The following is an 18,325-nucleotide window of genomic DNA, read 5'->3' as shown; positions in this document are numbered from 1 at the left end:
GGCGCACAATCCCTCCCCCTCGTACCTCTCCCTTCCGCGCCTTCCTTCGCCGGACCGCGGCCGTCGCTATGAGCCTTGGTGCCGCGAGCATGATCCCCGTCGGGATGGCGCGTGCGGACGTCGCGGGGCAGATGAACAGCTTCTTCCAGGATGCGGGCGGGGCCGCGAACGTGACCGGGCCGAGCGCCTATCAGGGGCAGACCGCTGGCTATTATTCGATGGGCAACGTCTGGACGCGCTTTCCGCAAAAGAGCGTGCAGCCGTTCAACCTGCAGATGCCCAAGGTCTCGGCAGGCTGCGGTGGCATCGACCTCTTCACCGGCTCCTTCAGCTTCATCAATGGCGCTGAAATGGTTGCCATGCTGAAGGCGACTGCCAACAACGCGTTGGGCTTTGCCTTCCAGCTCGCGATCGACAGCGTCTCGCCCGAGATCGGCAAGGTCATGGATAGCATGGCCAACAAAGCGCAGCAGATGAACCAGATGAACATCTCGTCGTGTGAAGCGGCCCAGGGGTTGGTCGGTTCGGTATGGCCGAAAATGGCTGGTGCACGATCCACGGTCTGCGCGGCGGTTGGTAACAGCCAAGGCAAGTTCTCCGATTGGGCGCGCTCCCGGCAGGGCTGCGGTGCCGGTGGAGAACAGGACGCCACGCTCGACGCCAACACCGATCCGGCAATGGCCGACAAGATCCCCGGTAACCCGCGAAATTACACGTGGGATGCGATCAAAAAAGTCGAACAAGTTCGCCGGCACCGACAAGGAGTTTTCCGAGTTCCTGATGACTCTGGTTGGAACGATCGTCATCAATCCCAAGGCGGCAGAGGGTGCGATCGTCGGCTTCGTCGGGCCTGCCGAGGATGCGGTGGTGACAGCTCTTCTCGATGGCGCTGGCACCGGCACACCGGTCAAGATCCTGCACTGCGACGACGACGAAAAGTGTCTGAACATGACTGAACAGACGCTGCGGCCCGGGCCGGGTTTACGCACCAAGATCAAGGCGATGATCGACTCGATCAACGGCAAGATTCGTACCGATGCGGCGCTCGACGCTCAGGAACAGCAGTTGCTCAACATGACGACGCTCCCGCTTTACAAGATGCTCGCGGTACAGGCGATGGCGCACCAAAACTTTGCCGACGGCGAGACCAGCGCGCTTGCCGAGATCGTCTCAGTCAACCTGCTGTCCTCCATGATCGAGAACATGCTCGACCGGATCAGCCAGTCGACCGTCCAGGTCCAGCCCGCCGACGCGGAAATGGGCAAGATGTGGCGTGACCAGCTTGCAGAGGCACGCACCCGGTATGCGCAACGCAACGTCGAGCTAAAGGCCACGCTCAATCAGACGATCGCGCTCATCAACAAGTCGGTGATGCTGGAGTCCACCCTCCAGAACAGCATGTCGCCGGCGATGTCTGCATCGCTGAATTTCGCGCGGGGCCTGAGTGCCCAGGGCCTCAACTAGGACGGGTGACGGAGCATGGTTGAGGTCTTCACGATTGGCGGTGGCGAATACATCGTCAACACGTTCAACGCGGTAGCAGCTTGGACAGGCGGAGGCGGCTACCGTTCCCTCCTGCAGGTGGTGATGGTCCTTGGCCTGATTTACTCGCTCCTCGCCGTCGCTTTCACAATGAACGTGCGCGTCTGGCTCAACTGGTTCCTTGGCTCATCGCTCATTTACATGTGCCTTATGGTCCCGACCGTAACAGTTAAGGTGACGGACCGGATCAATCCGTCACTCGCTCCCGCCGTTGTCGACAACGTACCCCTCGGCTTGGGGGTAATCGCCAGCTTCACCAGTCAAGTCGGTGATTGGCTAACCCGGACGGCCGAAACCGTTTTCACGATGCCGAGCCAGCTTAGCTATTCGTCCAACGGCATGGTCTATGGTGCCCGTCTGCTCGATGCGACGCGCAATTTTCAGATCCGCGACGCCGAGTTCGCAACCAACCTTTCGTCGCACTTCAAGAATTGTGTGTTCGGCGACGTCATGCTCGGCCAGAAGTCGATGACCGATCTCGCCTCCGCGAAAGACCTTTGGGCAACGATGGGACCCGGCTCTGCTGCGCGGTCCCAACCTTGGGTAGAGCGCTCCGGCGCGACAACGTCCAGCAGCATCGTCAGCTGCCGGCAGGCCTACGGTATGCTCGATGGCCTTTGGCATACCATGATCGACGCCCAGACCTCGCTCTGGGCCAAGGAAACCTATCCAAAGCTCTCGACCGCCGTCGCCTCCGCGAAGCTGCGGGCCGATGTTCCGATCATCAATCAGGCGTTCACCGCTTCCAGCGCCGGCTACGAAAACATCGTTCGGCAGAACACGGCGATCAATGCGTTCATGCAGGCGCGTGACGGCATGGCCGGTGGTCCGGGCGCTGCCTCGATTGACACGTTCGCGACGACGCGGGCCGATATCCAGGCGCGCAACACGTACAACTCGATCGCGCAGCAGGCGATGAGCTGGGTGCCGATCCTGAACATCGTCCTGACCGTCGTCTTCTATGCGATGTTTCCGGTAATCTTCCCGCTATTCCTGATGCCGCAGACCGGGGTAGGCGCGCTCAAGGGCTACCTGACCGGGTTCTTCTATCTTGCCGCGTGGGGGCCGCTTTATGTCATCCTCCACATGATTTGCATGACGCGTGCGACCGCCGCGGCTCAGGGTGTAGCGGATGGCGGCATGTCGTTGGGGTCCCATGCCGGTATCGGTGCGGTAAACGCTGAAACTGCGACGATCGCGGGCTTCATGTTGATGTCAGTGCCGTTCCTTGCAGCTGGCCTAGCCAAGGGTGCTATGAGCATCTCGGGCCAGGCGACATCGGTTCTATCGCCGGCGCAGAACGCTGCGGAGGCTGCAGCCGCTGAGCAGACCACAGGCAATTACTCCTATGGTAATGCCAGCTTCTCGAACTCGACGTCCAACATGCGTCAGAGCAACCAGTGGTCGGACGCGCCGGCGTTTTCCACTGGCGCTGGTGCTTTTAGCTTCCGGCACGACAACGGCGCTACGACAAACGGCTTTGGTGATGGTCAGAATGTCTATGACAACTCGCGCGCCATGTCGAATATCGGGTTCAAGCCGCAACTTAGCCAAGGCTCTGTTGCTACTGAAAGCCAGCAGGCGACGATGGCAGCGCGCGTCGCTGACGGGTTCGAGCAGGCAAGCCGTCGCGAGGTCTCGCACCTTAATGCGCTTAGGAACGGCCATTCTTGGTCAAGCGAGAACTCGTCTGGTTTCGACTCAAGCTCCGGTGTTCGTAGCGGGAGTAACACCGAGGTCAGTGATCGGAATACGATCACCGGGAGCGACGGCGTCCAGAATAGCCAGAGTGTCGGCAACGGAACGCGTAAGCAGTCCGAGACCGGCAAGGGCACTAGCTGGTCAGATGCCGTCACCGGAGGTGTTACTGCCGGCCTTGGAGTTGGGGGCAAGGGCGGCGGAGGAGGCTTGCTTGGCAAGGCAGCCAGCGCTCTTGGTGTCCAGGCAGGTGCGACCGTTGGCTATAATCAAAATTATACGCGGGCGGATACAACCAACGATAGCGATAGCGCATCGAGTAGCCGCGATAATTCAGTGTCGGCGACGAATGGCATCAATCGCGACCATTCGACTGGTGCAACCGTTAGCACAAACGACGGTACTTTTAGTCAATCTGGTAAGTTTTCCCGGTCCTCGCAAAGCGAATCCCGAACCAAAGCTATCGAGGAATCGCTCAGCCGCATCGAGTCCTACAACGAGCAAGCCCGTCATTATCGGGAACTTTCCCAGTCGCTGGAGCAGCACGCCAGCTTCGCCGAAAGCTCAGGGTTTAACCTTACGCAGGATCTCAGCCAAGATCTTGCCCGGTATTATGACAAGGAGGTGGCAAACGCACCTTCTGGTGTCCTGCCCGGCCTGTGGGAAACGAACCTCAGTTCGACGCAAGAGGGTATGCGCAACGCCGCTATCGGGAAGTGGGCTAATCAGCGATCGGAAGCGATCGAACGCGACATTCAGAGCGCCCTCAGCAATCCAGCGCTAGAAGGCATGGAACTGCCTGGTGTGGCTTCCGAGGGGAGCATCGCGGGGCGCTATTCGGGAGGTAGCGGGGTCGCATCCCCCCATCCTGTTTCGAGCGGCAAACCTTCGACGGATCGTGAGGTAGGCCTCATCACCGCTGGAACGTCTGAACTCCTTGGCGAGAAACATCGGCGTGATGTTGACGCACGGTTGTCCCTAGCGACCGGCCCCACAGGTCCGGAGCGATGAGATTACCTTATCACCATGTCGAGCGCGCCGATCGCGATCACTCCAAGGACCACCGCGAAGAAGAGTCGTTGAACGAACCGTCCAACCCATGTCTTTTCGGCGGCAGACGCGTAGTCGCCCTCCGAGGACTCACTCCAGTCAAACTCAGGTGGCGGGTTAAGCTGCCAAAAACCACGCCCGGTTCCGGCCTTGATGTCGGTATCAAAGTAGATGGGCTGGGTCGGGTCAATTTTCACGGCGCACCTCTCTAACAAATGGTACAGCGAAATGAGCACGACGGCAACGCACGAGCGTAAGGCTTTTCAGTCTGTTCAGCACCGCCCCCCGGCACTCGGTGACATGTCTGGCGCCCTGATATTTGGGTTTTCTTGGCTGCTGGTTATGGCGATTGGATTGGCACCGCTTGCGGAAGCCTCCCTATCCCGGTCTCCCTCGATCACCATGCCTACGACGGTCGCATTCTTCGTCGCCGTTGGCAGTGCCGTCCTGTTGCGCCGTCGTTACTCTTGGACGGGGTTGGTGCTGCATATCTTTGGCCAGATCGCGATCTGGCTTTCTCTGTTCGTCATGTCGCTCGCGATTGTGCTCGTCGCGGTCTCGCGAGGATGGTCCTGAACAAAACTGCCATAACCGATGATCGCGCCGCCTTGATAACGAGAGCGCCTCATCTGACTAAGTGATCTGCTCCACCATACACTTCCGCATCGGCGCTTCGATAGCTGTCACTTAGTGGCACTGATGGGCGACCCAGCCTGAATGCCGAAGCCAACTCAGGCAGTGAAATTAGGCGTCGTCTGCAGGAAACGCCCGGCGGGCCAAGCGTTTTCGCATCAGAACGTATTGGAGACACGCAGTGGCAGACGACAAGAGCAAGACCGACGGCCGTGATCGCAGCCGTGTTTCGGGTAGCGAACCTTACGAGGTCGAGTATTTTGCCCAGAAGCATGGATTGAGTGCGCAGCAGGCGCGTGACCTGATTGCCGAAGTCGGGAACGACCGTGAGAAGCTCGACGCTGCCGCTGGCAAGGTAAACGGTCAGCGCGGTAGCGCCTGACCACCAGCAAGTTGCGGCCGCGTCACGTCGAATTAACAGACGTTACCGGCCCTGCAATAGCCTGAGCGCGATGCTCGAGTTCAGGCGGGATGGGGACCTGGGTCTGCAGGTCTAAACGGCGTTGGATTGCTACCCAAGCCGACGCATCATTGGAATTCACAGCGTTATGATCGCGTGCGTCGGCCCGACAATCAGGTTGCGGAACGCTTCCGTCGGGCGGCCTTTAGTTTAATCCACACAGGGGCATGGTCGCTGGTCTTCTCCCACCCTCTGACGTGATGATCGACCTTTGCATCCGCCAGCCGCGCGGCAGCGGGGCGTTCAGGAGAAGATGATCGAGCCTTAGCCCGGCATTGCGACCATACGCGTTCCTGAAATAGTCCCAGAACGTGTAGATCGTTTCGTCGGGATGCTTTGCCCGCAGCGCATCCAGCCAACCCCTGATCGATCAAACGAAAGAACGCGGCTCGGACTTCTGGCGCAAACAGCGCGTCCTTGATCCATCGTTCCGGCTTGTAGACGTCCATCTCGGTCGGCATCACATTGTAGTCGCCGGCCAGCACGACCGGCGCATCGGTGTCGAACAGCGTGGCCGCATGGGCGATCAAGCGCTCCATCCAGGCAAGCTTGTAATCGAATTTCGGACCCGGCCTCGGATTGCCATTGGGTAGATAGAAGCCTGCGACCAGAATGCCGCCAACGGCCGCTTCGAGATAGCGGCTCTGCACGTCGTCCGGGTCGCCCGGCAACCCCCGTCGAGTCTCAACGGGCTCTGCGCCACGGGCAAGGATGGCGACGCCGTTCCAACTCTTCTGACCCTGCCAGATCGCGCCATAACCCGCCGCCTCGACCGCGCTCAAAGGGAACTTCTCGTCCGGCGCTTTCAGTTCCTGCAGGCAGACGACATCGGGCTGAGACTCATCCAGCCAGCGCAGAAGCACCGGCAGGCGACCGTTGATGCCATTCACGTTGTAGGTTGCGATCTTCATCGAGGCACCAAGCGAACAGAGACTATCATAGGTCGGGCAAAATTTGGTCAGCGCGTCCCCAACCGACGAGATCCTTTGACGCTGCGCGCTTCAGCAGCGCGCCTGCATCGCCGATGTGCCAGCCCGATGCGCGGTCGAGTTTAGCGAGCTCTTCCCACGTGATGGGTACGGCGACGGGCGCGCCTTCGCGAGCACGAGCACTATACGGCATGACAGCCGTCGCCCCCCGCTGATTGCGCAGATAGTCGATGAAGATCCGTCCGGTTCGCTTGGCCTTTGCAAGGGCTGCGGTAAATCGATCGGGTTCGGACTGCGCTAGGACAAGTGCCAAGCGGTGTGCAAAATCCTTCACGGCCGGCCACTCGGCCTGCGGCGTCAGCGGCGCGATGACGTGGACACCCTTTCCGCCCGTCACCATTGGAAGGTCTCAAGGCCCATCTGGGCCAGCACGTCGCGGACATGAAGGGCCGCGGAAATGACATCCTTGAAATCGAGGCCTTCATAGGGATCGAGATCGAACACCAGCCGGTCGGCCTTCTCGACGTCTTCGATCCGCGCACCCCAGCCGTGGAACTCGATCGTCCCCATCTGAACGCAGGTGACGAGACCCTCGGCATCGTCAACGAACAAATAGGGTTCGTCATGTCCGTCCTTCTCGGCGATCCCGACATGGTGGACATGGTCGCCGAAGCTGCCGGCGTCATGCTTTTGGAAAAAGCACTTCTTCCCTCGGCCCTGCGGACAGCGGACCAGGCTTATCGGGCGACTTCCGCACCAAGGCAGCATGATGCCGGACACAGCCTGGTAATAGTCGGCGAGCTGGCCTTTCGTGATTGCGGACTCGGGAAAGATCACTCGTTCCCGGTTCGTCACTCGGACGACGGAGGGCTCGGGTGCCTCGAGCTTGGCAACGGGCGCAGGCTTCTCGACGACGACCGCCTCGGGTCTCTTGTCCTGGCGCAAACCCAGATAGCTGGAATGGCGCAATACCCCGTCGCTCGTCACTTCCATGAACGCCACTTCGGCCACCAGCTGCGGCTTGATCCAGCGTGCGCCGCGTACGGCTGCGCGTGGTGCGGTGACGGTCGGCTTCGTGACGGCCAGCGGCGTCATCAGATCCATCAGCTTGTCGATCTCCTCGCCCGTATACCCTGTTCCGACCTTGCCGGCATAGCGGAGATGACCGTCCTCGTTGACGCCTAAGAGGAGCGACTTGAACCCTCGCTGCTTGTCGGACGGCAACCAGCCGACGATGACAAACTCCTGTCTCTGGATACACTTCGTCTTCAGCCAGCTGCCGGACCGCGAGCCAACATAGCGCGCGTCCGCGCGCTTCGAGATGACACCCTCGAGGCCTTCGGCACAAAACGTGTCGAACAGCTCCTCGCCGCGGCCGGCGATGTGGTCCGAGTAGCGGATTCGGTCCGTGCCGCCCGCGAGCAGCGACGCAAGCTTCGCCTTGCGCTCCGATAGCGGAAGTCCGGTCAGATCCTCACCGTCGAGCGCCAGCAGGTCAAACGCGTAGTAAAGGATCGCGTCCGGGTCTCCTTTGAGCGCGGCTTGCAACGCCTGGAAGTTGGTCTTGCCATCGGCATCGACGACCACTGCCTCACCATCGATGAGAGCAGACAACGCGTTCAGATCTGCGGCGTCGGCGACGATGCCCGCGAACTTATCCGTCCAGTCCAACCCGGATCGCGTATAGGCCCGTCCCGTCCCCCCGCCGACCGCCACCAGCGTTCGATACCCGTCATATTTCATCTCGTGCAGCCAGGCGTTGCCGGCGGGCACATGATCGACAAGCGTTGCGAGCTGGACAGGTTGGAATGGCGGGGGGTGAGCCTGCCTTCTTACGGCCTGTCGCTCGTGCTTTTGCAGCTTTCGTCGCAGGCTTTGCGGTGGGCGTTGCCGGTGCCCTCGACTTGCCTCGCTCGCCTGAGGCGATCTGTTCCATAGTCAGTCCGCTGACCACCCCCGTAAGGTGTGTTCCGACAAGATCCTCCGATCCGCCAACCTCATCGTCGGTAACCTTGCGCAGGATCCAGTTCTCGCCCTTCTCTTTCCCGCGCGGCTTTAGCCTGAAAAGCATCCATTCGCCTTTGAGGCGATGCCCATGCAGGAAGAAGTGGAGATGTCCCTCAGGCAGCGTCTTGCTCGGGTCCTTGCCAGCGAGCGGCTCCCACGTTCCCGTGTCCCATAGCATCATCGTCCCGCCGCCATATTCCGACTTCGGGATCGTGCCTTCGAACGTGGCGTACTCGACGGGGTGGTCTTCGGTACGAACTGCCAGACGTTTGTCGTCGGGATTGATGCTAGGTCCACGCGTGACGGCCCAGCTCTTGAGAACGCCGTCGAGTTCGAGCCGCAAGTCATAGTGCAGGCGAGACGCGGCATGCTTCTGCACGGCGAAGCGATTGCCTCCCGCCTTGGCGATCCGGCCCTCGGGCTCGGCGGTTCTGGCGAAATCCCGCTTCTCCCGGTATTTCGCCAGGGCATCGCTGGAGGAGGAACCGGTCATGACGCTATGCCCAATTCAGCAGGGCGAAGCTCATACTCCAGCTGATCCATGGTGCACGCCTCAGGTGCCTTATCGGGACGCCAGCGCAGGATGCGCGTACCGTGCCGGAACCGATCACCCGTCACCTGATCGTACAGGACTTCGACGACGAGTTTTGGCCGCAAGGGGACCCACTCGCTCTCACGACCGTCGTTCCAGCGACTGGGACCGCCTGGAGCTTTGCCCGTGAAGCCCGGGGCTTCGACTAACGGCTCGAGCTTCGCGGTAAGCGCCGCGCGGTCGGCCGCGGCTATACCTGAGGTGAAGCCGACATGGTTGAGCTTGCCGTTATCATCGTAAAGCCCAAGCAGAAGCGATGCTACCTCGCTACCCTCCTTCACCCGTCTGAAGCCGCCTACGACGCAATCCGCGCTCCGATGTTGCTTCACCTTCAGCATGGCGCGTTCCCCGCCACGGTAAGGCTCGTCCAGCCGTTTCGCGACGACGCCGTCCAGCGCCCCGCCGCTCGTCGCCAGCCAGGCCGCGGCGTCGTCGATCTCGTCGCTACAGGGCGACAGCAGGGAGACCAGCGCGGGCATGTCGCGCATGGAACGACTCCAACGCTTTCCGGCGAGCCGAGAGCGGCGCATTGATTAGGTCGGCATCATCGACGCCGAGGCAATCGAACAGCATCAGCTGCGCAGGCGTCTCTTTCGCCAAGCGATCGATCCGGCTTTGCGCCGGATGCAGCCGTGCCTGAAGCGCATCGAACGAGAGGATGTCCGCGATGGGTAGGATGATCTCGCCGTCGAGCACGAAACGCTCCTGCGGGACCGATGCGACAAGCGCGGCTATCTCGGGAAAGTAGCGACCGAGCGGTTTTCCCGATTTGGAAAGGATGTCGACGGCCTCGCGATCACGGAAGACCAGCGCTCTGAAACCGTCCCATTTGGGCTCATATTGCCAGCCCGGTTCGACCGGCAGCTCATTTACGAGCTTGGCTTCCATTGGCGAAGGCCGGTCTGCGACCATCAGTTCTGGTCCGGGGCGCAGCACGCACAGTGTTTGGGAGCCAGTCGTTTTGCCTTTGCTGCCTCACGACGTCGTTCCTGCCGACTTGGCAGCGGAGCAACGCCAACCGAACTGGGAAAACCGTTAAGCTCAATCGATTTGATCACGGCATCTTTGAACATAAGATCACTCCAGACGGCTTTCAGTTATAAAGCCCCCCAGTCGCCATCTGTTCCTGCTACTTCGACGCGGGGATCGGTAGTCCCGATCAGAACAGCAAACCTGTGCCCCCTGCCCCTGACAAGGGACGTAATCGCTGGCCTGGTAGGGGGCGGATTCAATGCTCGTTGGAGTGCCGGTCTTCGACCGGCGTGTAGTAGCGCGCTATATCCGCTTCGGTGAGCGCATGACCGCTCGATTCTTTGACAAGCGCGGCGATTTCGCCATCGGTCCTGCCAGCGTCGCGCAGCTGCTCGATCTCGTCGCTTACCATGTTGATGAAGGCGGGCACCGGGAACCGTTCCTCGCCCAGGCCTAGCGCATCGCGCATGTGCTTTTGCGCACGCAAGGCTTCGGGAAGCGTGAATGCGATATCGTCGGCCATCGAACGTGCCTTTCATGAAAAGCTGGAAACTGGTCGGGGGCATCGGCCCCCGACACTGAAACGCTTATGCGGTAACTGCTTCCGCCTTTGCGTTCACGCTCGACGTTGCCATCGCCGTCAGCTTGTCGTCGGTCGCATATTCCTCGTCGAGCGTCTCTTTCAGGATCGCTGCGATATCGGCGCGGCCGAGCTGGTTCGCCCAGGCGATCAGCGTGCCGTACCGCGTAATCTCGTAATGCTCGACCGCCTGTGCCGACGCGATCAGCGCAGCGTCGAGCACGGCCTTGTCCTCGATCTCGCCAGCGACTTCGTTGGCTTCCTTGATGATGCCGTCGATCGCCGGACAGGTCACTGCCTTTGCCTTCTCGCCGAGCAGGTCGAAGACGCTCTCGAGGCGTGTGATCTGCCCTTCCGTCTCACGCAGATGGGTTTCGAAACCTTGCTTCAGGGCTGGTGCCGTCGCCTTGTCGACCATCTTCGGCAAGGCCTTGGTGATCTGGTTTTCCGCGTAATAAACGTCCTGCAGCTGATGCAGGAACAGGTCGTCGAACGTCACGATGTCTTTGGATAACAGGCCCATGATAGTGTCCTCGCTGAGCGGATAGCCGCGAAGCAAACTGCTCCGGCACCGCCGCAACGCGCCGACTCCAGGGTAAGTTTCGTTCGGTCTGGCGCAGCCTCAGCGGGCTATAGATTTGCCTGCTCGTCGACTGGTAGCTCAGCGTCGGGACCATAATAGAGCTTGGCGCAGTCGTTGCGAAGGCACCCTCCCTCGATGACGATGTCGTCGCGGTAGGCGTCGCCGATGAACGCGAGCGTGTCGACATGCTGCGCTTCGAAATACATCACATGAACATCATCGCGGCCCGCCCCGTAAACGACGCGGCCGACCTTCGACCAGATCGACGCCATCGTGCACATGCCGCAGGGCTGCAGCGTGGAGTAGAGCGTCGCACCGCGCAGTTCCAATTCCCCCGTGCTTTCACACGCCCGTCGGATTGCCATCATCTCCGCATGCGCTGTCGCGTCCGGCAATTCCTTCGTCTGGTTGCGCTCGCCCGCGATAACCCTGCCATCGAGCACGATCACACACCCCAGCGGCGACGTCGAGGGATCGGAGCCCTTCGATCGGGCGATCGCAATTGCTTCGCGCATCCAGCGTTCGTCATCCTGCGTCATCGTTTCGGCTCCCTGTTACGGTCGCACAACGCGTAGCGGACACAATGGATCGTTCGGCGCAGTCGTGTTTGCTTGCGGAGGATGGCCGAACGCTACCGTTCCTTGCTGCGGGTTGCGAAGACAGGCTCTCAGACGGTCATCTTGCAGGGTCATAGGGTTTGTGCAGGCGGACGATATCGTCATAGGATCCGCGCAGCCAGGTATCGACGTCTGCCGGATCCAGAATCGTGATGATGACTTTCGGGTGGATCGGCGCACCAGCATGGTGGGATCGCACGTGACGCGGGGTACGCCGGGCCGCTTACCCGAACGTTGCCATAGAAACGATCGAAGCAGCCCCCATCTAACGGCTCATGACCAATAGCATTCTTCATCTCGGGCTGATGGAAGACGGCGAAATCGAGCTTGATCTGGCCGCCCTGGAACTCGCAGCGCTCGATCATCCCGGTATTGATCGTGATGAATATCTCGACGAGCTCACGGACATGGAAATAGCCCTGCGCGCTGCTGACGGCGATGCAGTGAGCAGCGCTGCTCAGGCTCAGGCCCTGAGCAGCGTTATGGTTGAGGAGTTCGGGTTTTCCGGCGACCGCACACACTATGACGATCCCCAGAATGCGGACCTGATCGCGGTCGTCGATCGCAGACTCGGTCTGCCGATCAGTCTTTCGATCCCTCTATGTGGCGATGGCACGACGTCTCGGATGGTCGGCAATGCCGCTCAATACCCCCCGGTCACGTCCTGGTGCGCCTTGGCGACGCGTCGGATGCGCTGATCATCGATCCCTTCAACGATGGTCGCATCGTCGCCCCTGAACAGGTGGAAGCCTTGTTGGAGCAGATGACGGGCCAGGCCCGGTTTTCCGACGGGATGCTTCCCCTGTCGAACCGATCCGCGCTCGTCCGCCTGCTGCTCAACCAGGCGACCCGTGCCGAGCAGGCCGGGGATCCCGCACGCGCGCTGGTCCTGTACGACCGTATGACGATCGTGGCACCCACGCATGCCCATGGTTGGTGGGAGCGCGCCAGACTTCAACTGGTCGCAGGTGATGTGGCCGGCGCGCGCAGCAGCCTCAGTGCGATGCTGGAGATCACCCGGGACGACGATCTGCGCCTGCAGGTATCGGCAGCGCTCGATACCCTTCCCCGGCCAACGCCGTCATGAATATTGCGGTGGATCGACCCTTGCCGTGATGCCTTATCTTAAGCGCGTCCATCGGCGCTCATGCCAGGCCCGGGACTGAACCGCGTCTCCGAAACGCCAGAACCGGGTCTCGCGTGTGTGGGGACCTGCGCGGACGAGCGTCCAGCACTCACCCGTCGGCAGCTCCACGACGCGGTGAATGTGCGCAGCGTCGACATGGTAGGTTTCGCCAGGGAGTCGGTGAACCAGTTCGCTGTGCCAACCGCCGTTTGGATCCAGGTGGAACACCTCTTCGACATAGCCGCCATCAAGGATCTCGGTGTCGAAGCTCCAGGGGTGATCATGCGGGGTCGCATGCGGCTCTTCCATCTTGAACCGGTGCAGTGCGCGTCCGTCATCCAGATGGTATTTGGTAAAAGCCCGCGACATTCGCTCAACGCTGACGATCCGCGTGCCTTCGGGAACGCGGGCAATGGCTGCTCGCGGTAGTCGCATACTCACGGTTCGGTTACCTCTTCATAACAGCCAGCGCGCCTCAGTTGCCGGACAATCCCGTTGAACGCCGCGGTCACGCCCTGTGCCCTGCCGATCTCGTTCTCTTGGGCTGCGGCATCCCAGTAGAGTTCGAGTGGCCAGCGTTCCGGGCAGTGCGGCAGCAGGCAGCGCAGCGCCAACCGGATTTCGACGACATCGACGCGCGCGTCCGAGCAGCGCGCAACGCCGCCCCGCAAGATATGCACCGACAGCGCGATGACAACGCGCTGATGACGGACGAGTTTGGCCATTAGTGGAAGTCGTGAGATTTGAACTTCACGACGGCTTCCGGATCCATGCCGTCCGCATGGGGCGGCCAGTAGGAATTGCGAGGGGCAGGGCTCCAGCCCTCGTCCCCGCGGTCGGGGGAGCCGGCATGTTTCGCGCCATCGCCGCGACCGGTCCGGTGCGGGAACGACATCTCGCCGACCCGGTGCAGCAGGTCACCGTGGTCGATGATCCGGTCGCAGATGACGTGGATAACCTCGCCCTCCTTTTGCACCCTTCCCTTCATGCCGATCATCGACGCGGACATGACGGCGCGGCGCTGCCGCTCGAACCGGTCGGGCCACAGGATGCCGTTGGCGATCCCCGTCTCGTCTTCGATCGTGATGAACAGCACGCCCTTGGCAGACCCCGGCTTCTGGCGAACGAGGATGATGCCGGCGACTTCGACATGCCGTCCGTCGCGAACGGTGGCCAGGTCCGCGCATTTGGTCACGCCACGCCTGGCCAGCTCGTCACGGACGAAGGTCAGCGGATGCGCGCGCAATGAGAGCTGCAGCGCGCGGTAGTCCTCAATCACCTCACGACCGTCGGTCAGCGGCCGCAGTTCGACATCAGGCTCGATACCTTCCGCGCTGACGGCATGGTCGGCGCGGTCGGCCGCGGCGAACAGCGGCAACGGCGCTTCGCCGAGCCCCCTCACCTTCCACAAGCCCTGCCGACGATCGGCACCAAAGCTATGGAAGGCGTCGCCGTCCGCGAGCTTCTCGATCGCGGCGCGCTGGACGCCCGATCGCCGCCATACGTCTTCCACGCTCTCGAACGCGGTCAGCTCGCGCGCGGCGACGATCTTGGCGCCATCCGCGTTGGATAGGCCGCGGATCTGGCGGAGCCCCAATCGTACGGCGAGGTGACGGCCGCCATAGGGCTCCAACGTGCAATCCCAGCGGCTGGCGTTGACGCAAGGGGGGCGAACCACGACACCGTGCTCGCGCGCATCGCGCACGATCTGGGCGGGCGCGTAGAAGCCCATCGGCTGCGCGTTCATGAGGCTCGCGCAGAACACGTCCGGGTGGTGATGCTTCATCCACGATGATGCGTAGGAGATCTTGGCGAACGAGGCCGCGTGGCTCTCGGGGAAGCCGTAAGACCCGAACCCCTCGAGCTGACGGAAGGTGCGTTCGGCAAATTCACGCGGATAACCGCGCTCGACCATGCCCCCGATCAGCTTTTCGCTGAAGTGGCTCACGCCGCCTGTGAACTTGAACGTCGCCATGGCGCGGCGCAGCTGGTCGGCTTCGGCCGGCGTGAACCCGGCGCCGACGATCGCGACCTTCATGGCCTGTTCCTGGAACAGCGGCACGCCAAGTGTCTTTTCCAGCACGGCACGCAGCTCTGGCCGTGGGTATTCTGGTTTCTCCAGCCCTTCACGCCGACGCAGATACGGATGGACCATGTCGCCCTGGATCGGTCCCGGTCGTACGATCGCGACCTGGATGACGAGGTCGTAGAAGCGCCGCGGCTTCATGCGCGGCAGCATCGACATCTGCGCGCGGCTCTCGATCTGGAAGGTGCCGAGCGTATCGGCCTTCGAGATCATCGCATAGACGTCCGGATCGTCGTCCTGCAGGTCAGCAAGGCCGACGCGCAGCCCCTTGTCCGCCTCAAGCATGTTGAAGGCGCGGTTCATGCAGCCAAGCATGCCGAGACCCAGCACGTCGACCTTCATGAACTTCAGCGCATCGATGTCGTCCTTGTCCCATTCGATGATCTGGCGATCTTCCATCGCGGCCGGTTCGATCGGGACCAGATCGTCGAGACGGTCATGGGTGAGGACGAAGCCGCCTGGATGCTGCGACATGTGGCGGGGCACGCCAATCAGCTTGCGGGCGAGCTCGAGCGTGAGGCGCAGGCGACGATCGCCGATGTCGAGATTCAATTCGTTGACCTGCTTTTCACCAACGCCGTCTGCCGACCAGCCCCAAACCTGCCCGGCGAGCGAGGAGGTCAGATCTTCGGGCAGGCCGAGCGCCTTGCCGACATCGCGCACGGCGCCGCGCGCGCGGTAGCGCGTGACGACCGCGGTCAACGCCGAGTGGTTGCGGCCATAGGTTTCATAGATCCACTGGATGATCTCTTCACGGCGCTCATGCTCGAAGTCGACGTCGATGTCGGGCGGCTCGCGGCGCTCGCCGCTGACGAACCGTTCGAACAGCAGCTCGTGCTTGATCGGGTCGATCGAGGTGACGCCGAGCACGAAGCAGACGCAGCTGTTGGCGGCCGAGCCACGGCCCTGGCACAGGATCCCGCGCCGGCGGGCTTCGCGGACGATCGCGTAGACGGTCAGGAAATACGGCGCATAGCCGAGCTCACCAATCAGCCGCATCTCGTGGGCAATCTGCTCGGTATAGGCAGCCGGCACCCGACCGTTGAACATCGCGTCGACCGCGTCTTCCGCCAGCTTCTGCAGCGCCTCCTGCGCGGTCAGCCCGTCGATCAGCCGCTCATGCGGGTACTGATAGGCCAGTTCACCCAGATCGAAGGTGCACAGACGCGCGATGTCGACGCTCGCGCGTAGCGCATCGGGATACGCCTTGAACCGCCGGACCATTTCGTCGGGGGATTTGAGCGCACGGTCGGCATTGACCTCGCGCCGGTAGCCGAGTTCGTCGACGGTGCATTTCTCGCGCACGGCCGTCACCACGTCCTGCAGCAACCGTGCTTCGGGCGCGTGATAGAGGACATCACCCGTCACCACCGCGCGAACGCCAGCGCCGCCTGCCTGCCGTGCCAGCGCGTCGATCCGCACGGCATCGTCCGGCCGGCGCCGCTGGAAGAGCGCCATGTACCCGCGACGGCCATAGAGTGTCTTCAGGTCGGCGAGCGCTGCCAGATTATCCTCGTCCGGCTCAACCGGCAGCAGGATGGCGATCATGCCCTCCGACCAGGGTTCGAGGTCATGCCAGTGGAGGAGGCATCCCCCCCCTTCCCCGCCCGCTTCTTACCCACTGTCAGCAGGCGCGTCAGGCGCGACCAGGCGGGGCGGTTGGTCGGGTAGAGCAGCAACTGCCGGCCACAGGATAGATTGACGCGTGTGCCGGCGATCGAGCGAACGCCCGTCGCCTTCTGCGCTTCCCATGCGCGCACCACACCCGCGACCGTGCCGATGTCGCTGACCCCGATCGACGGATAACCGAGCAGCGCTGCAGCCGCGAACAGCTCCTCGGGGCTCGAGGCGCCGCGTAGCAGCGAGAAGTGCGTGAGGACCTGAAGTTCGACATAGTCGGTCATGCGAACACGCCGTGCATCCACCAGCTGAGATCGCCGGTGTCCTCGACGAACCCGTCGCCACGCCGGAACACCCAGTAGCGACCGCCCGTCTCGTCTTCGACGCGGTAATAGTCGCGCACCGCCCATACTTCCGCGTCGCGACGCCACCACTCGCCGTGGATCCGCTCGGGGCCGTCGCCGGCAACCACCTTGTGCGGCCGGCCGCGCCATTCGAACCGCCGGGGCGGCTGATCGGGCATCAGCGCTATGACGCCCCATAGCGGTTCGGGCCTCGCCAGCAGGCGCGTCGGTCGGCGCCATTTCGGCCAGCCCGCGGGCGCTACCACCGGGTCGGCGCGCATGACGGCGCGCTCGGGCACGTGGCTTTCAACAGGGGCAATCCGGAATACGGCGTCAGCGCCGATGCGGCCGGCAACGACGTCGACGAGACGGGCCGGGTCACGCACGAGTACCTCACCGGCGAGAACCGCACCGAGGTCGACCGCGTCGAGTGGCTCGGTGTGCGGCGCCGCCAGATAAAATTGCTCGAGGCCCAAGCCAGGATCGATCCGCTCGATCCTGAGCTTCATGAGCCGCAACAGGTGCGAGACTTCGCGCGTCGGGCGTGAGGTGCCGACGGCCACGATCTGCTCGGTGCCATCGACGCGTAAGCCACCGAGCCGCAGCGATCGTACGCCAAGCCCTTTCGCGCGGAGCAGTTCGGCCATGTCGCCGAGCAGATCCTCCATGACCTGCGCGATCGCGTCTGCGGTGACGATCGGTTCGAGCAGCCGGCGTTCGACGATCGGCATGACCTCGTCGGTACGTGGTGTGATGGGTTCGGCGACCGCGCCGAGGGCCTGATCGAGCCGCGTGATGGCGGCCAGCCCGAGCCGGCGTGCCAAAGGCCCGCGCGCGACCGGTAGAAGATCGGCGACGCGTTCGAAGCCGAACTTGCGGGCGGCAACGAGCGCGGTGCCTGCTAGGCGCAAGGCCGCGACCGGTAGGCCGCTGAGCGCTTCGACCGTCCGCCCTGTGGGCACGATCGCGATGTCGGCAGGCCCGAACCGGGCAATAGCGTGTGCCGCGCCCGGTGTGTCTGCCACCGCCACGCGCGCGGTGAACCCGGCACGCTGGCAAAACGCGCGCAGACGCCGGCAGAACCGTTCTTCGCCGCCATGGAGATGCGCGCAGCCGGTCAGGTCGAGCCACAGCCCGTCGGGCGGTGTGGCTGCGGCGATCGGCGACCAGCGGCGCACCGCGCGCAACGCGAGCTGGTCCAGTAACGCGGCGTCCGCTTCGGTTTCGGACGGTCGGATGTCGAGATCGGACACCAGCGCACGCGCATGGGTCGCGGCCATGCCGATAGTGATCCCCAATGCTGCTGCGCCGTCACAGGCGGCCACCACCTCTTCGCGCCGGCCAACCTTGCCCACTAAGGCGAGCGGCGCCTGGTGAAACGCGGCAACGGTCGCCGCGACCCTGTCGTGACTGTCGGCTTGCGCAAACCCATGAAACGGATGGTTCGCCGCCTCCGATCGTCGGCCAAGTTCACGCATGGGTGGTT

15 protein-coding genes and 4 pseudogenes are annotated in these 18,325 nt (G+C 62.5%); 7 read left to right on the top strand and 12 right to left on the bottom strand.

The features are described from left to right. Positions 1–68: 68 nt before the first annotated feature. Positions 69–1,464 (top strand): annotated as a pseudogene (locus NHF48_RS00280) (conjugal transfer protein TraH). A gap of 15 nt (positions 1,465–1,479) precedes the next feature. After that, positions 1,480–4,251: a conjugal transfer protein TraG N-terminal domain-containing protein gene (locus tag NHF48_RS00275; protein ID WP_253069870.1), complete on the top strand. Its 2,772-nt coding sequence runs from the start codon at positions 1,480–1,482 to the stop codon at positions 4,249–4,251. Between the two features lie 2 nt (positions 4,252–4,253). On the opposite strand, the gene NHF48_RS00270 is transcribed toward NHF48_RS00275, so the two are convergent. Continuing rightward, entirely contained in the window at positions 4,254–4,487 is a 234-nt protein-coding gene (locus NHF48_RS00270; RefSeq protein ID WP_253069869.1) for a hypothetical protein, read from the bottom strand. A gap of 31 nt (positions 4,488–4,518) precedes the next feature. Here NHF48_RS00270 and NHF48_RS00265 point away from each other — a divergent pair, with 31 nt between their 5' ends. Both NHF48_RS00265 and NHF48_RS00260 read left to right on the top strand, forming a co-directional pair. Continuing rightward, positions 4,519–4,866, top strand: coding sequence for a hypothetical protein (locus tag NHF48_RS00265; protein WP_263816545.1), 348 nt, complete (start codon positions 4,519–4,521; stop codon positions 4,864–4,866). 238 nt (positions 4,867–5,104) lie between these two features. Then, positions 5,105–5,305, top strand: a complete 201-nt coding sequence (locus NHF48_RS00260; protein ID WP_253069867.1) for a DUF3606 domain-containing protein — start codon at positions 5,105–5,107, stop codon at positions 5,303–5,305. Between the two features lie 191 nt (positions 5,306–5,496). Here NHF48_RS00260 and xth read toward each other — a convergent pair. The 8 genes and pseudogenes from xth to NHF48_RS00220 all read right to left on the bottom strand — a co-directional run bounded on the left by xth (position 5,497) and on the right by NHF48_RS00220 (position 11,862). Beyond that, positions 5,497–6,294: pseudogene (gene xth / locus NHF48_RS00255) on the bottom strand (exodeoxyribonuclease III). Between the two features lie 25 nt (positions 6,295–6,319). Then, positions 6,320–8,812: pseudogene (gene ligD / locus NHF48_RS00250) on the bottom strand (DNA ligase D). Next, entirely contained in the window at positions 8,809–9,399 is a 591-nt protein-coding gene (locus NHF48_RS00245) for an ATP dependent DNA ligase (protein WP_263816544.1), read from the bottom strand. Before NHF48_RS00245 ends, ligD begins: the two are co-directional and overlap by 4 nt. After that, on the bottom strand, positions 9,356–9,799 hold the full coding sequence (locus tag NHF48_RS00240) for an ATP-dependent DNA ligase (RefSeq protein WP_263816543.1): 444 nt from the start codon (positions 9,797–9,799) through the stop codon (positions 9,356–9,358). The genes NHF48_RS00245 and NHF48_RS00240 overlap by 44 nt, the downstream gene beginning before the upstream one ends. Positions 9,800–10,139: 340 nt before the next feature. Next, complete coding sequence (locus NHF48_RS00235; RefSeq protein ID WP_107955982.1) at positions 10,140–10,406, bottom strand: hypothetical protein; 267 nt, start codon at positions 10,404–10,406, stop codon at positions 10,140–10,142. Positions 10,407–10,470: 64 nt separating this feature from the next. Continuing rightward, positions 10,471–10,986, bottom strand: a complete 516-nt coding sequence (locus NHF48_RS00230) for a YciE/YciF ferroxidase family protein (protein WP_253069866.1) — start codon at positions 10,984–10,986, stop codon at positions 10,471–10,473. 107 nt (positions 10,987–11,093) lie between these two features. Further along, complete coding sequence (locus NHF48_RS00225; RefSeq protein ID WP_253069865.1) at positions 11,094–11,585, bottom strand: nucleoside deaminase; 492 nt, start codon at positions 11,583–11,585, stop codon at positions 11,094–11,096. A gap of 136 nt (positions 11,586–11,721) precedes the next feature. After that, complete coding sequence (locus NHF48_RS00220; protein ID WP_342454528.1) at positions 11,722–11,862, bottom strand: hypothetical protein; 141 nt, start codon at positions 11,860–11,862, stop codon at positions 11,722–11,724. A gap of 76 nt (positions 11,863–11,938) precedes the next feature. Here NHF48_RS00220 and NHF48_RS00215 point away from each other — a divergent pair, with 76 nt between their 5' ends. From NHF48_RS00215 to NHF48_RS00205, 3 genes are all read left to right on the top strand, one after another. Next, the gene (locus NHF48_RS00215) at positions 11,939–12,361 is read left to right on the top strand and encodes a transglutaminase-like domain-containing protein (RefSeq protein WP_263816540.1); all 423 of its coding nucleotides are present in this window, start codon (positions 11,939–11,941) and stop codon (positions 12,359–12,361) included. After that, positions 12,331–12,750, top strand: a complete 420-nt coding sequence (locus NHF48_RS00210) for a tetratricopeptide repeat protein (RefSeq protein WP_253069863.1) — start codon at positions 12,331–12,333, stop codon at positions 12,748–12,750. The genes NHF48_RS00215 and NHF48_RS00210 overlap by 31 nt, the downstream gene beginning before the upstream one ends. 180 nt (positions 12,751–12,930) lie before the next feature. Then, positions 12,931–13,218, top strand: a complete 288-nt coding sequence (locus NHF48_RS00205; protein WP_263816538.1) for a hypothetical protein — start codon at positions 12,931–12,933, stop codon at positions 13,216–13,218. Positions 13,219–13,226: 8 nt separating this feature from the next. Here the strand turns inward: NHF48_RS00205 and NHF48_RS00200 are convergent, their stop codons facing one another. From NHF48_RS00200 to NHF48_RS00190, 3 genes and pseudogenes are all read right to left on the bottom strand, one after another. Further along, positions 13,227–13,514, bottom strand: a complete 288-nt coding sequence (locus tag NHF48_RS00200; RefSeq protein ID WP_056056312.1) for a hypothetical protein — start codon at positions 13,512–13,514, stop codon at positions 13,227–13,229. Then, positions 13,514–16,779: pseudogene (locus tag NHF48_RS00195) on the bottom strand (error-prone DNA polymerase). Before NHF48_RS00195 ends, NHF48_RS00200 begins: the two are co-directional and overlap by 1 nt. Continuing rightward, on the bottom strand, positions 16,776–18,317 hold the full coding sequence (locus NHF48_RS00190; RefSeq protein WP_263816536.1) for a Y-family DNA polymerase: 1,542 nt from the start codon (positions 18,315–18,317) through the stop codon (positions 16,776–16,778). The pseudogene NHF48_RS00195 and the gene NHF48_RS00190 overlap by 4 nt, the downstream one beginning before the upstream one ends. Positions 18,318–18,325: the final 8 nt, after the last annotated feature.

This window comes from Sphingomonas sp. H160509, assembly GCF_024124765.2.
Lineage (GTDB): Bacteria > Pseudomonadota > Alphaproteobacteria > Sphingomonadales > Sphingomonadaceae > Sphingomonas.
The sequence above is the reverse complement of the archived record's forward strand: the minus strand, read 5'-3'. Positions and strand labels throughout refer to the sequence as shown.

Bases quoted from the DNA above. Each gene is read 5' to 3' on its own strand.
- NHF48_RS00225 (WP_253069865.1), bottom strand. From the start codon at position 11,585: ATGACGCAGGATGACGAACGCTGGATGCGCGAAGCAATTGCGATCGCC.
- NHF48_RS00215 (WP_263816540.1), top strand. From the start codon at position 11,939: ATGACCAATAGCATTCTTCATCTCGGGCTGATGGAAGACGGCGAAATC.
- NHF48_RS00275 (WP_253069870.1), top strand. From the start codon at position 1,480: ATGGTTGAGGTCTTCACGATTGGCGGTGGCGAATACATCGTCAACACG.
- NHF48_RS00235 (WP_107955982.1), bottom strand. From the start codon at position 10,406: ATGGCCGACGATATCGCATTCACGCTTCCCGAAGCCTTGCGTGCGCAA.
- NHF48_RS00240 (WP_263816543.1), bottom strand. From the start codon at position 9,799: ATGGAAGCCAAGCTCGTAAATGAGCTGCCGGTCGAACCGGGCTGGCAA.
- NHF48_RS00265 (WP_263816545.1), top strand. From the start codon at position 4,519: ATGAGCACGACGGCAACGCACGAGCGTAAGGCTTTTCAGTCTGTTCAG.
- NHF48_RS00200 (WP_056056312.1), bottom strand. From the start codon at position 13,514: ATGGCCAAACTCGTCCGTCATCAGCGCGTTGTCATCGCGCTGTCGGTG.
- NHF48_RS00245 (WP_263816544.1), bottom strand. From the start codon at position 9,399: ATGCGCGACATGCCCGCGCTGGTCTCCCTGCTGTCGCCCTGTAGCGAC.
- NHF48_RS00230 (WP_253069866.1), bottom strand. From the start codon at position 10,986: ATGGGCCTGTTATCCAAAGACATCGTGACGTTCGACGACCTGTTCCTG.
- NHF48_RS00190 (WP_263816536.1), bottom strand. From the start codon at position 18,317: ATGCGTGAACTTGGCCGACGATCGGAGGCGGCGAACCATCCGTTTCAT.